Origin of the sequence: Paenarthrobacter sp. FR1 (assembly GCF_051106045.1) — a bacterium.
GTDB lineage: Bacteria > Actinomycetota > Actinomycetes > Actinomycetales > Micrococcaceae > Arthrobacter > Arthrobacter nitroguajacolicus_A.
Genome location: NZ_JBPFSF010000013.1, coordinates 58,705 through 70,844 on the forward strand (window position 1 = coordinate 58,705; position 12,140 = coordinate 70,844).

Annotated in this window: 13 protein-coding genes; 2 read left to right on the forward strand and 11 right to left on the reverse strand. The window is 63.0% G+C overall.

From position 1 onward, the window contains the following. Window positions 1-67: 67 nt before the first annotated feature. Window positions 68-292, reverse strand: coding sequence for a DUF3046 domain-containing protein (locus tag ACR30Z_RS20250; RefSeq protein ID WP_144652186.1), 225 nt, complete (start codon window positions 290-292; stop codon window positions 68-70). A gap of 41 nt (window positions 293-333) precedes the next feature. On the opposite strand from ACR30Z_RS20250, the gene ACR30Z_RS20255 reads away from it, so the two are divergent. Further along, window positions 334-873 (forward strand): MarR family winged helix-turn-helix transcriptional regulator, encoded by a 540-nt coding sequence (locus tag ACR30Z_RS20255; RefSeq protein ID WP_144652187.1) that lies wholly within the window; start codon window positions 334-336, stop codon window positions 871-873. 106 nt (window positions 874-979) lie between these two features. Here ACR30Z_RS20255 and ACR30Z_RS20260 read toward each other — a convergent pair whose 3' ends face one another. From ACR30Z_RS20260 to ACR30Z_RS20295, 8 genes are all read right to left on the reverse strand, one after another. Then, the gene (locus tag ACR30Z_RS20260; RefSeq protein ID WP_024820363.1) at window positions 980-1,414 is read right to left on the reverse strand and encodes a helix-turn-helix domain-containing protein; all 435 of its coding nucleotides are present in this window, start codon (window positions 1,412-1,414) and stop codon (window positions 980-982) included. 137 nt (window positions 1,415-1,551) lie between these two features. Then, on the reverse strand, window positions 1,552-2,049 hold the full coding sequence (locus ACR30Z_RS20265) for a CinA family protein (RefSeq protein WP_144652188.1): 498 nt from the start codon (window positions 2,047-2,049) through the stop codon (window positions 1,552-1,554). After that, complete coding sequence (pgsA, locus tag ACR30Z_RS20270; RefSeq protein WP_144652189.1) at window positions 2,046-2,648, reverse strand: CDP-diacylglycerol--glycerol-3-phosphate 3-phosphatidyltransferase; 603 nt, start codon at window positions 2,646-2,648, stop codon at window positions 2,046-2,048. The genes ACR30Z_RS20265 and pgsA overlap by 4 nt, the downstream gene beginning before the upstream one ends. Before the next feature lie 39 nt (window positions 2,649-2,687). Continuing rightward, window positions 2,688-5,552: an FtsK/SpoIIIE family DNA translocase gene (locus ACR30Z_RS20275; protein WP_144652190.1), complete on the reverse strand. Its 2,865-nt coding sequence runs from the start codon at window positions 5,550-5,552 to the stop codon at window positions 2,688-2,690. A gap of 75 nt (window positions 5,553-5,627) precedes the next feature. After that, entirely contained in the window at window positions 5,628-7,319 is a 1,692-nt protein-coding gene (locus tag ACR30Z_RS20280) for a ribonuclease J (protein WP_144652191.1), read from the reverse strand. A 27-nt stretch (window positions 7,320-7,346) separates the two neighbouring features. Continuing rightward, complete coding sequence (gene dapA / locus ACR30Z_RS20285; RefSeq protein ID WP_144652192.1) at window positions 7,347-8,258, reverse strand: 4-hydroxy-tetrahydrodipicolinate synthase; 912 nt, start codon at window positions 8,256-8,258, stop codon at window positions 7,347-7,349. A gap of 58 nt (window positions 8,259-8,316) precedes the next feature. Next, window positions 8,317-9,147 (reverse strand): carbon-nitrogen hydrolase family protein, encoded by an 831-nt coding sequence (locus tag ACR30Z_RS20290; RefSeq protein WP_434374409.1) that lies wholly within the window; start codon window positions 9,145-9,147, stop codon window positions 8,317-8,319. A 23-nt stretch (window positions 9,148-9,170) separates the two neighbouring features. Further along, window positions 9,171-9,524: a hypothetical protein gene (locus ACR30Z_RS20295; RefSeq protein ID WP_434374410.1), complete on the reverse strand. Its 354-nt coding sequence runs from the start codon at window positions 9,522-9,524 to the stop codon at window positions 9,171-9,173. Between the two features lie 137 nt (window positions 9,525-9,661). Between ACR30Z_RS20295 and ACR30Z_RS20300 the strand changes: the two genes are divergently transcribed. Then, entirely contained in the window at window positions 9,662-10,897 is a 1,236-nt protein-coding gene (locus ACR30Z_RS20300) for a heparan-alpha-glucosaminide N-acetyltransferase domain-containing protein (protein WP_434374411.1), read from the forward strand. Here ACR30Z_RS20300 and ACR30Z_RS20305 read toward each other — a convergent pair. Both ACR30Z_RS20305 and dapB read right to left on the reverse strand, forming a co-directional pair. Next, window positions 10,873-11,361 carry a hypothetical protein gene (locus ACR30Z_RS20305; RefSeq protein ID WP_434374412.1) on the reverse strand — a complete coding sequence of 163 codons (489 nt, stop codon included), beginning with the start codon at window positions 11,359-11,361 and terminating at the stop codon, window positions 10,873-10,875. The two genes, ACR30Z_RS20300 and ACR30Z_RS20305, sit on opposite strands and share 25 nt — an antisense overlap. A 4-nt stretch (window positions 11,362-11,365) precedes the next feature. Further along, on the reverse strand, window positions 11,366-12,124 hold the full coding sequence (gene dapB / locus ACR30Z_RS20310; RefSeq protein ID WP_144652196.1) for a 4-hydroxy-tetrahydrodipicolinate reductase: 759 nt from the start codon (window positions 12,122-12,124) through the stop codon (window positions 11,366-11,368). Window positions 12,125-12,140: the final 16 nt, after the last annotated feature.

Consider the following 12,140-nt stretch of genomic DNA (forward strand, 5'->3'; position numbering starts at 1 on the left):
TCCGAACAGATATTCGAACAACGGCGCGGCGTGTCACCGCCCGCGGCAGCAGTAGCCGCGACAGGCTTCAGCTTGACGCAGGCTTGATGTCACGGCCGAGCCTGCGTTCTGGAGGAACATCCTGGACCTCGCACACCGCCAGCCAAACCTCACGCGGATGATATCCAGCGGCCAAAGCTTCCACGGCCGTCCGCCCACCAACACCGGCAAGTACCAGGGAAGTGGCCAGGACTCGGGAGTAGCCCGCTCCAAACTCGTCGTCCATCAATCGCCAAAAGTCACTTGCCCTCACGGATGAAGTCTCTCATGGCACCGGACTCTAGAATGGTTGCCATGAGCAATCCTCTCCAGAGCACGCCGGATCCGGCCGTGTCAGGCGACGCCGTTGATGACGCCCTCCAGCAGGTGGAACACCAGCTGAGCCTGCTCTGGCGCCGCGCGCGCTCGATCTCGCACCAGTTGTCCCGCCAGGTGCATCCTGACATGGAACCGGCCGCCTACGGGCTTCTCACCGTGATCCGCAGGGAAGGGCCCATCCGCCTCACGGATCTGGCCACCTGCATTGGCGTCGGCAAGCCGTCCGTGAGCCGCCAGATCGCGTTCCTCGAGAGTATCGGCCTTGTCTACAAGGAAGCCGATCCCCAGGACGGCAGGGCCCAGTCCATCCGGCTGACGGACAAGGGCGAGGAAAAGATGCATCTGGTTCAGGACGCCCGCAGGCAGGTGTTCCGCGAACGCCTCGGTGAATGGCCGTTGGAGGACGTCCAGACGCTGGCCGATTACATGGGCCGGCTCAACGCCATCTATGGCGACGGCGTGCTCAATGTGAAGGACCCCGGAGCTGATGTTCAGGACAAACCCGCGGGCCTTTGAGCGGCGCCTGCGGCCACCACCAGGCAACCACCAGTCGAAGCGTTAAACAAAGGGAGGTCCCCAGCCTCAGGCTGGGGACCTCCCTTCACATCAATCCGGCGAACGGTTACCGCGCTCCGGAGAGCATTCCCTGCGGGAAGTCGTCCGTAAGGTCAAGATCCCGACCGTAGCGCTGGGAGAATTCCTGCGGAACGGTGTCCGGGACTGCGACACCTTCTGCGACGGCCACGCGGTCGCTGACTTCGCGAAGCATGTGGGACAACGGAACATCCAGGGCTGTGCAGATAGAGGACAGGAGCTCGGAAGAAGCCTCCTTCTGGCCGCGTTCAACTTCACTCAAGTAACCAAGTGAGACGCGGGCGCTGTGCGAAACCTCGCGGAGGGTACGGCCCTGACGCTGGCGGACATCGCGCAGTACATCACCGATCTCGTGGCGTAGTACGACCATTTTGCGCTCCTTCTGTTCGCTCTGTGTCTGATCAGCCAAGCCCACATCCTTCCAGCGGACAACGCCGTTCACGGATACGGGCTGCTTTACCATCTGTATCGCCTTGCTCCCTCGTTCATCCGGTTCGCTGGCTGGCGGACCGGGTTGGTTTCTACATCCTAGGCGCCCCGGCTCTTCCGAAGCGACACAATGACACAACTATTGGCAATCAGTTTTTGTTCCCGACTACTTTACGAACGGTAACCAACGTCACTGACCGCCACAATCAGCCGCTCCAAGGCCGCCTCGCAGGCTTGTTCACGTATGGATTGCCGATCACCCGAAAAGAGGTATTGGAACGAGGCCACGCCCGCGTCGCTGGCGACGCCAATAAACACGGTTCCCACCGTTTTGCCATCGTGCGGCTCTGGTCCGGCCACACCGGTGGTGGAGATCCCGACGTCGGCACCGCACGCTCGCCGCGCGCCATCAGCCATGGCTTCGGCAACGGCGCCGTCCACAGAGCCGACAGCGGCAAGAAGTTCCGCCGAAACGCCTAGGACGCCCGCTTTGACCGAGTTCTGATACGCGATGACGCCACCCTGCAGCATTCCCGATGCACCCGGGGTGTTGGCCAGTGTTGCGGCCACCATCCCTGCTGTCAGTGACTCAGCCGTGGCCACCGTGAGGTTCTTCCCGATCGCGGCCGCGACAGCCGCCGTCGCCGTTACCGCGGCACCGGCCGTCATGCGCGACGGCCCGCTGCTCGGAGCTTGAGCGCCTGAACGACATATTCGACGCCGGTCCACAGCGTAATGGCAAGGGCCACCATCATGACCCAGAAGGCGATGTCGCCCATCCAGGGGGCAACCGCCTTCAGCGGCAGGAGGTACAGGAAGATTGCCACGGTTTGGACCACTGTCTTCAGTTTTCCACCGCGGGAGGCCGGCATGACGCCATAGCGGATAACAACGAAACGCAGGGCGGTAATGCCCCACTCGCGTACCAGGATGAGGATTGTGACCCACCAAGGCAGCTCCCCCAGGATGGACAGAAGCACCAGCGCGGAACCGATGAGCAGTTTGTCGGCAATGGGGTCGGCGATCTTGCCGAAGTTGGTGATGAGCCCCCGCGCGCGGGCGATGTCGCCGTCGAGCTTATCCGTGTAAATCGCCACAGCGAAGGCAACCACAGCGGCCCAGCGCCAGATGCCGTACTCGCCGTTGTCGGCGAGAAGGAACCACACAAAGAACGGAACCAGGACGATGCGGAGCATCGTGAGGATGTTGGGCAGGTTCCAGACGTCGGAACTTCTGGACGTGGCGTTATCACCCTCGGCTGTAGTCACCCCTCTAGGCTACCGTCTTTGGGGCGCCCGTCTTTGAAGCTAGCGCCCTGTGAGCGACCAGGCGTCCTCGCCGCCTTCGTCGTCGTCATTCGGGGTATCGGCACCGTCGTAGTACTCGATTGCCTGGGTACGGTTGTCCAGGTCCGCTGCGACGAGATCCTCCGCGTAGCCGCCGACGGCGATGTTCGCGTTGGCGTTGTCGCTCAGGGCCGCGGTCTGCGCGTCGGGCGAAACGGGTGACTCCTGGCCCTTCATGGCAGCGAGTACGGCAGCGAGGTCGTCCGGTTTGACCAGGACGTCGCGGGCCTTGGAGCCTTCGGAAGGACCCACCACGCCTCGGGATTCGAGAAGATCCATGAGGCGCCCGGCCTTCGCGAAGCCAACGCGCAGCTTGCGCTGCAGCATCGACGTCGATCCGAACTGCGTTGTGACCACCAATTCGGTGGCCTGCAGAAGGACTTCGAGGTCGTCTCCAATGTCGTCGTCGATCTGCTTCTTCGGCGCCTCGGCAGCAACGTCATCGCGGTACACGGCCTGCAGCTGTCCCTTGACGTGCTCAACCACCTTGTGGATCTCGGACTCCGTGACCCAGGCTCCTTGGACGCGCATGGCCTTCGAAGCACCCATCGGCAGGAACAAGGCGTCACCCTGGCCGATGAGCTTTTCCGCACCCGGTTGATCCAACACCACGCGGGAGTCGGTGACGGACGATGTGGCGAAGGCCATACGGGACGGAACGTTCGCCTTGATCAGGCCGGTCACGACATCCACTGAGGGGCGCTGCGTGGCCAGGACCAGGTGGATGCCCGCGGCGCGGGCGAGCTGGGTGATGCGGACGATGGAGTCTTCGACGTCGCGCGGGGCCACCATCATGAGGTCGGCGAGTTCGTCCACAATCACCAGGAGATACGGGTAAGGCTTGATGATGCGCTTGGAGTCGACCGGAGGCACCACTTTGCCTGCCCTGACTGCTTTGTTGAAATCGTCGATGTGCTTGTAGCCATAGTTGGCGAGGTCGTCATAGCGGGCGTCCATTTCGCGAACCACCCATTGCAAGGCCTCGGCGGCCTTCTTGGGGTTGGTGATAATGGGCGTAATGAGGTGCGGTACGCCCTCGTAGGCCGTGAGTTCCACGCGCTTGGGGTCCACCATGACCATACGGACCTCATCCGGCGTGGCACGCATGAGGATGGACGTGATCATGGAGTTCACGAAGCTCGACTTACCAGCGCCGGTGGCACCGGCCACGAGCAGGTGGGGCATCTTGGCCAGGTTGGCCACCACGTAGCCGCCTTCAACATCCTTGCCGACACCCATGACCATAGGGTGGTCTGTGCGGCGGGCATTCTGGCTCCGCAGGACGTCGCCCAACGAGACCGTTTCACGGTCCGTGTTGGGAATCTCGATACCGATGGCGGACTTGCCGGGAATGGGACTCAGGATGCGGACATCGCTGGAGGCAACGGCGTACGAGATGTTCTTTGAGAGCGCCGTGACGCGCTCCACCTTGGTGCCCGGAGACAACTCAATTTCGTAGCGGGTCACCGTAGGACCACGGCTGAAGCCTGTTACTGCGGCGTCGACATTGAACTGTGTGAGGGTGTCCGTCAGAGCGGCGACGACGGCGTCATTCGCCTCCGTGCGCTCCTTCGGAATGGAGCCCGGCGTGAGGTAGTCGGAGGCCGGCAAGGTGTAGGTGACATCGCCTGCGAGGGACAACTGCTCCGTGCGCTGTGGAATGGGCGTAGGTGGCGGCGGTGGTGTCGCGGGACGGGCGGGCACCTGGGCGGCCGTAGGCGCAGTCATCTCGGGCGTCAGGACCGGAATGGCCTCGGTGGGGTTGTCGATCCCGGGAGTGGCACCGGCCAGGCCTTGGGCCGCCTTGATCTTCCCGACGGCGATCTCCGCCTGGGTGGGGCGACGCACGCCCGGCGGAACGCGCGGTGCGGACGGGCCGGGAGTTTCGTCGTCGTCGACAATGGCGTGCTCGAAAGCCTCGTCTCCGACGTAACCTTCCAGGCCGGCGTCGGTTTCCTCGTCCTTGCCGAAGAGGCGCATGCGCTTCTTCTTCTTGGGCTTGGCGGCAGCATCGTTCTCGTAGAGATAGCTGCGGTCGTGGGTGTCTTTGCCGGAGCCGTCCATGAGATCGACGCCCATGAGGTGCTCATAGGCGCCGCGGATCCGGGCGGGAATGGCACCAAAGGGGGTGGCCGTGACGATCAGCAGCGAGACGAACGCGAGCAATCCGTACACAATCACTGGAACAGCTGCGTGAATTGCGGCCAGCGGGGCGGAAGCAAGGAAGCCGAGCATTCCACCGGCCTTGCGCAATCCGTCGAAGCCATCCGCCACCGTGGGCATGCCGCCAATGACATGGGCCAACGCCGAACCGGCAAGGGTCATGATCATGAAACCGATGCCTACGCGGTTGTTCCCCCGGCCATCCTGTGGTTTCCGGAACAAACGGAAAGCACAAATGAAGAGCATGAACGGCAGGATCAGTGACATCCAGCCGAACGTCCCGTTGACCACGCTGTACACGGCGTCGGGAAGCCAACCGGTGAGGCCCCACCATGCGAAGGTTGCAATGCCAATGCCCAGGACCAAGTTGAAGAGGGCCGCGCCATCCCGTCGGTCAGCGGGATCGAGGTCGCTGACGTCGTGGCCGATTCGCCTGACTCCGGCGCCCACGACGTGGCCGATCCCCTGCCACGCTCCGGACAGCATTCGGAGCGGCAGCGGAGCTTGGGGCTCGACGGCGGCTGCTTGCTTGGTGCGGGCAGTGCTTGCCCTGCCGCCCTTGGCCGCCGCAGCGCTGCTTTTGGATGCAGCTCCGCCCCGGCCTGTGCCGCCGGTTTTATTGTTTGAGCTGCCTCGTGGCGTGGAGGTAGTACGGGTCGCCATAAGTGCCACGGTACCCCAAGGGGGCCTGAAATCCGCGGATTTCAGGCCCCCTTGGGCATTCATGTTGCTGGCTGGCTACGCTTCCAAGACCACTGGGATGATCATGGGGCGCCGGCGCAGCTTCCGGTTGACCCACGTGCCGATGATCCTGCGGACCACTTGCTGCAACTGGTGGTTGGTGTGGTCTGTGTGATTAAGCACAGCGTCCTCGAGTGCGGCGTTGATCTTGGGAATGATCTCATCAAAAACCGAATCATCCTCGGCCACGCCGCGGGCATGGATCTCCGGGCCGGACACGATCTTGCCCGTGGTACGGCTGATGACCGTGATAACGGAAATGAATCCCTCATCCCCCAGGACGCGACGGTCCTTGAGGTCGGCGTCGGTGATCTCGCCCACGCTGGAGCCGTCCACGTACACGAATCCGACCTCTACCTGACCAACGACGTTCGCCTTGTGGTCCTTGAGGTCGATGACCGTGCCGTTGTCGCTCAGGATGATGCCTTCCGACGGCACTCCTGATTCCAGGGCAATGTTGCCGTTGGCGATCAAGTGCCGGGTTTCACCGTGCACGGGCATGGCGTTCAGCGGCTCAAGGATGTTGTAGCAGTAGAGCAACTCGCCCGCCGCGGCATGTCCTGACACGTGAACCTTCGCGGTCCCCTTGTGGATCACGTCGGCGCCCAGCTTCAGGAGACCGTTGATGATGCGGAACACGGCATTCTCGTTGCCCGGAATGAGGCTGGAGGCCAGGATCACGGTATCGCCCTGGCCAACAATCACACGGTGATCACCATTGGCCATGCGCGAGAGGGCTGCCATGGGCTCACCCTGCGATCCGGTGGACATGAGGACCACGCGGTCGTCCGGCAAGTTGTCGATGTTCTTGATGTCCACCAAAATGCCTTCAGGCACGTCCAGGTACCCAAGCTTGGCGGCGATGGCCATGTTACGCACCATGGATCGGCCAACGAAAGCCACCTTGCGGCTGTGCTTGGCAGCAGCATCGAGGACCTGCTGGACGCGGTGGACGTGGGACGAGAAGGAAGCGACGATGATGCGCTTCTTCGCCTGCCCGAACAACCGGTCCAGGGTGGGCCCGATTTCCTTCTCTGCCGTGGTGAAGCCAGGCACATCGGCGTTGGTGGAGTCGGCCATGAAGAGGTCTACGCCTTCTTCTCCCAAGCGGGCGAAGTGCCGAAGGTCCGTGATACGGCCGTCTAGCGGCAGCTGATCCATCTTGAAGTCGCCCGTGTGCAGAACGTTGCCGCCCTCGGTACGGATAAAGACTGCCAGGGCGTCCGGAATGGAGTGGTTGACAGCCACGAACTCGCACTCGAACGGACCGAACTGCTCCACCTGGCCCTCGGTGACGGTCAGCGTGTAGGGCTTGATCCGGTGTTCCTGGAGCTTTGCTTCCACCAGGGCAAGGGTGAGCTGGGATCCGATCAGCGGGATATCGGCTTTGAGGCGCAGCAGGTAGGGAACCGCGCCAATGTGGTCCTCGTGCCCGTGGGTCAGCACGACGCCAACGACGTCTTGGAGCCGGTCCTCTATGTAGGAGAAATCGGGCAGGATCAAATCGACGCCGGGCTGGGTCTCCTCAGGGAAGAGCACACCACAGTCAACGACCAGAAGCTTGCCGTCGATTTCGAAAACCGCCATGTTGCGGCCAATTTCTCCCAGTCCACCGAGCGGAACAATCCGCAGCGTGCCTTTCGGCAGTTTAGGCGGAGTAACCAGTCCGGGAAGGGCGGTTTGGGTCATGTTTTGCTACTTTCCGGCGGAAGCGTCCTAGACGTTGAAGTCCATTCCGGCTTCCGCCAAATCCCCGCGGATGATTTCGATCTCGGCCGCGTCCGGCTCCACGAGGGGCAAACGGACAACCGAGTTGGGCAGGACTCCCTGCCACTTGAGAATCTGCTTGGCGGCTACTGCGCCTTGGACACGCGTCATGGTTCCACGAACCACGGGTTCCAGTTCAAAATTGATGGCCCTCGCCGTAGCGAGGTCGTTGGCGTTGACGGCGTCGATCAGCTCGCGGAAGCGGCGCGTAGCCACATGCGTGGTCACACCCACCAGGCCGACGGCTCCGAGTGCCATCCACTGGAGGGTGAGTCCGTCGTCACCGGAGTAGAAGACGAGGTCCGTTTCGGCCATGACCCGAGTGGCAGCAGCGAAATCCGCTTTGGCGTCCTTGACGGCCACGATGTTCTGGTGTTGGGCCAGGCTGATCATGGTTTCGGGAGCGATCGCAATGGAGGAACGGCCCGGAATGTCATAGAGCATGACGGGAAGGTCCGTGGCCGAGGCGATCGTCTCAAAATGAGCGCGGACGCCGGCCTGGCTGGGCTTGTTGTAGTAAGGGGTGACGATCAGGAGACCATCGACGCCCACCTCCGCTGCGCGCTGTGAGAGGTGCACGGAGTGGGCGGTGTCATTGGTACCGGTTCCGGCGATGATGGCAGCCTTGCCACCGACGGCTTCTTTGACGGCACGGAACATGCCCAGGTTTTCGTCATCCGTGAGCGTGGACGTCTCTCCAGTGGTGCCTGTCACCACGAGTCCGTCGCAGCCATCCTGAACGAGCTTCTCTGCAAGTGCTGCGGCTTGGTCGTAGTCCACCTTGCCGTCCTCGGTGAACGGGGTGACCATGGCGGTCAGCAGGGTACCAAGGGCGGGGATGGAGGCGCGCAAGTCAGACATAAGAAAAACGTTACCCTGTCAAAGGCTCGTTACAAGAATGGGTTCCGCGTGATGGTCCTCATTCTCCGGCGCCCCTCCGGAAGCGATGGAGGCCCGACCACTCCAACTTTGCCACGACTGTTTCCGTGCCAACGCCCTTCACTTGCGCCAGCGACGCACCATCCGGGCCCCAGGCACCGCTGAGCCCGCACGATGCACCCAACGGCGTTTTCCCGCCCAGGTTCGCCAAGAGCCCGAACATTCGGTGATCCATGGAGCGGGCACCCATGTGAAGTCCAAGCCGTAGCTCCTCGCCGAGCGTATACAACGCCGATACCGCATAAACGTCCGCTTTCGCCTCGGAGGCAGCGGCCGCATGGGCGGGATGTGCTGCGTCAGCGCAGACTGCGAGCGCGATGCGCCACCCGTCAACGGTGACCATTCCTGGGCCGTTACCCGGGACGAAGATCTTGCGCTCTGCTCCATGCAGATGCGTCTTGAAGATCGGACGAACGGATCCCCCGGGGCCAACGACGAGAGATGCCAGCCGGGGCGTGGAATCCGCCTCCCTCCAGGCCGCTCCGACGATGGCTGTTGTCTTGGTGCGGGCACAAGCTTCCTGCAGCGGCTGGAGCCTGGGGTCGTGGGCGTTCAGCCAGGGACCGGTCGAGCCAGCCGTCCCCGAGGTGGTCAGAGTGTTGAGTTCATACCCAGTCAGGGAGAGTTCCGGAAACAAAACCAAGCGCGAGCCCTCTGACTGTGCACGCTCCACGAGGTCCACGTGGGCTTCGACATTTGCCGCGACAGTCTCTTCCCCGGCACCGGCCGTCAGGGCCTGGTACTGAACGACGGCGGCCAGCAGCGTTGCTGAGCCCGGAGCTTCTTCGACTGCTTGCGGTGCATGGGTCACCCGGCCATCCTATGCTGCAGCTGTCACGCAGGCCCGCGAGTGCGAGCAGACCCCTGAGTCCTCTCGGGCTCCTCGGAGCAGTAGTGTGCTACCGCACGCTCTTTGAGGTGCTCCGCCCAGGCAACCAGCCGCTGGGAAGCGCGGACAAACTCAAAAAGTTCGAGCGGCGTCAGGGACTCCAGGTCCGTCTCGGAGAGTCGTCGGGCGAGTTCTGCCCCTGGCGCTTGCTCGGCCAGGACAGTGCCTTCGCGCTGCCATTGTGTATCCTCGGGAGGCTCACCGGCCACCAACTGCCGGAAAAGGAAGTCAACCACACCGGGACTCATCGCCTTCATTGGTCCTTGAAGGCCCTCCAGCGGTTTCGGAACATCGTTCATGACGCCATGGTATTCGAACATATATTCGAACACAAGGTTCGTGTCCCCCGCAGCGGCCTCAGGATGGCCCGTGGTCGACGGCTGCCAACCAAGGCGGGGACCCGCACCCTCACAGCTGCCTATGAGACCATCTCAGCATGACTTCGCAAGAGACGGCACCACCCCGCAAAGTCCCCGGGAATGGCGCGGTCTCGTCCAGGCTCAGCGGCATCGACGCCGCGCGTGGGGCAGCTTTGCTGGGCATGATGTCTACCCACCTGTTGCCGACGTTCGGGCCGTCACCACAATGGGAGCCAACATTGGTGGGCTTGGTCTTCTCCGGACGGTCCGCGGCGTTGTTCGCTGTCCTTGCCGGCATCGGGTTGGCGCTGAGCACGGGAAAGCAGGAACCCAAGAGCGGCATGGAACTCTGGGCGGCCAGGGGCGGCGTGGCCATGCGCGCTTTGGTGATTGCCGTCGTCGGACTCACGCTTGGAGGCCTGGACGTCAACGTCGCCGTGATCCTGGTGCACTACGCAGTCCTGTTCCTGTGCATCCTGCCGTTCCTCGGCTTGAGGCTTAGGGCACTCTGCCTCTGGTCGCTCGGGTGGGTCCTGATGTCCCCGGTGCTGGCCTCTTTGGTCCGGCCGTTGCTGCTCGACGCGAACCCTCCCCTGCAACTTGGCCACAATCCCAACAGCGAAGACCTGGGGACGCCCGGACGGCTGCTGGCCGATCTGTTCTTCACGGGCTACTACCCCGTGTTCCAGTGGATCTCGTATTTGCTGATCGGGCTGGTGATCGGTCGTCTGGCACTGACGACGGCGAAGGTACAGGTCCTGTTGCTGGTATGCGGAACCGCAGTGGCAACAGTGGCGAAAATCGTCGGCATCCTCGCCATGGAAGCCTGGGGAGGCCGGGCAGCGTTGGAGGCGCTCCCTGCCACGCGTGGATACCCGCTGGACAGCATGCTCCAAGTGAATCTCACCGGACTGCAGCAGGTTGATTCGTGGTGGTGGTTGGCCACGGCAGCCCCGCATGCCGGAACCACGCTTGACCTGTTGCACACCGGAGGTGTCGCGGCCGGCGTCGTGGGTCTTTTCCTGATGCTCGGCACACTGGCTGAACGCATCAAGATTAACTTCCTGATGGTCCTCAGCGGGCCTGGCGCCATGACGCTGACTCTCTACTCAGCCCACGTCTGGGTGGTATCCGGATTCACCAACCAGCCCCTGCCCGCCGGTTGGACCGACGAGGGCATGTACTGGACACAGGCACTGGCAGCCGTGGCCATCGGCGTCTGCTTTGCGTTGCTGCGACGTCGTGGACCACTTGAATGGGTAGCCCACACGGCGTCCAAGCTGGGCAGCTATCGTCCCGCAGCTGTGGGCTGAGAACGGAAGAGCTTCACGGCATCGCGCATGGAAGCACGGGCACGCTTGCGGTCTCCTGAGGCATCGTAGGCGCAGCTGAGGCGGAACCAGGAGCGCCAATCCTCCGGCGCGGCCTCAGCTTCGGCGCGGTACTTCTCAAACTCGGCATCGGCGGCAGCACGGACAATCCGCCCGCCGGGAGTGCGGGGCAGGGTGTCTTCGGGAAGCCCGCCTTCGGCTTCCAGAACCTTGGCCATCTGCTCGGTCCGGGCACCAAAGAGCAGTTCGCGGATGAGGGCCCATGCGCCGACCATGGGCAGGACCAGATAGGCCGCTCCGATGCCCTTGGCTACCAGGTTGGGGTCACCGAGCAGCAGGAACGAGCGCTGCACTGACACCACCAGGTACAGCACCAGCAACAGGGTGATGGCACCGACCCAGATTTTGGTGCGGTTATTCTTCAAGACGGTCCAGAAGTTGCCCATGGCCCTAGAGACCCAGGTCCAAGTAGCCGTCCAAGCCCACTGTGAGGCCCGGGTTGGCCGCGACTTTGCGCAGCCCCAGCAGGACGCCGGGCATGAAGGAAGCGCGGTCGAAGGAATCGTGGCGCAGCGTCAGCTGCTCGCCGGGACCACCGAAGAGTACTTCCTGGTGGGCCACCAGGCCGCGCAGGCGGACACTGTGCACACGAACCCCCTCCACGTCGCAGCCACGTGCACCGTCCAACGACGTTTCGGTGGCATCCGGGCTGGCAGGCACACCGGCTTCCTGGCGCGCCTCAGCAATCAACTGCGCTGTGCGCACTGCCGTACCTGAGGGCGCATCCACCTTGTTGGGATGGTGCAGTTCGATGATTTCCACGGACTCGAAATACTGCGAGGCCTTGGCAGCGAACGCGGACGCCAGTACGGATCCAAGGGCAAAGTTCGGGGCGATCAGGACACCGGTGTCCGGCTTCTCCTCCAACAGCGCACGCAGTGACTCCAGCCTGTTGGCATCCCAACCGGTGGTGCCTACAACGGCGTGGATGCCGTGTTCGACTGCGAACCGGACATTGGTCTCCGTGATGTCCGGGACGGTGAGGTCAACAACATACTGCGCACCGGCGTCGAGCAGTTTCTCCAGGGAATCGCCGCGGCCAAGAGCCGCTACCAGCTTCATGTCGTGGGCTGCTTCAACAGCCTTAACGGCTTCAATTCCCATACGCCCGTTGGCGCCCAGCACTGCAACAGCAAGTTGTTCGGTCATGCCTTTAACCCTACCG

Coding starts and splice junctions, on each gene's coding strand:
- ACR30Z_RS20255 (WP_144652187.1), top strand. CDS start 334: ATGAGCAATCCTCTCCAGAGCACGCCGGATCCGGCCGTGTCAGGCGAC.
- ACR30Z_RS20260 (WP_024820363.1), bottom strand. CDS start 1,414: ATGGTAAAGCAGCCCGTATCCGTGAACGGCGTTGTCCGCTGGAAGGAT.
- ACR30Z_RS20265 (WP_144652188.1), bottom strand. CDS start 2,049: ATGACGGCCGGTGCCGCGGTAACGGCGACGGCGGCTGTCGCGGCCGCG.
- ACR30Z_RS20275 (WP_144652190.1), bottom strand. CDS start 5,552: ATGGCGACCCGTACTACCTCCACGCCACGAGGCAGCTCAAACAATAAA.
- ACR30Z_RS20280 (WP_144652191.1), bottom strand. CDS start 7,319: ATGACCCAAACCGCCCTTCCCGGACTGGTTACTCCGCCTAAACTGCCG.
- dapA (WP_144652192.1), bottom strand. CDS start 8,258: ATGTCTGACTTGCGCGCCTCCATCCCCGCCCTTGGTACCCTGCTGACC.
- ACR30Z_RS20295 (WP_434374410.1), bottom strand. CDS start 9,524: ATGAACGATGTTCCGAAACCGCTGGAGGGCCTTCAAGGACCAATGAAG.
- ACR30Z_RS20300 (WP_434374411.1), top strand. CDS start 9,662: ATGACTTCGCAAGAGACGGCACCACCCCGCAAAGTCCCCGGGAATGGC.
- ACR30Z_RS20305 (WP_434374412.1), bottom strand. CDS start 11,361: ATGGGCAACTTCTGGACCGTCTTGAAGAATAACCGCACCAAAATCTGG.
- dapB (WP_144652196.1), bottom strand. CDS start 12,124: ATGACCGAACAACTTGCTGTTGCAGTGCTGGGCGCCAACGGGCGTATG.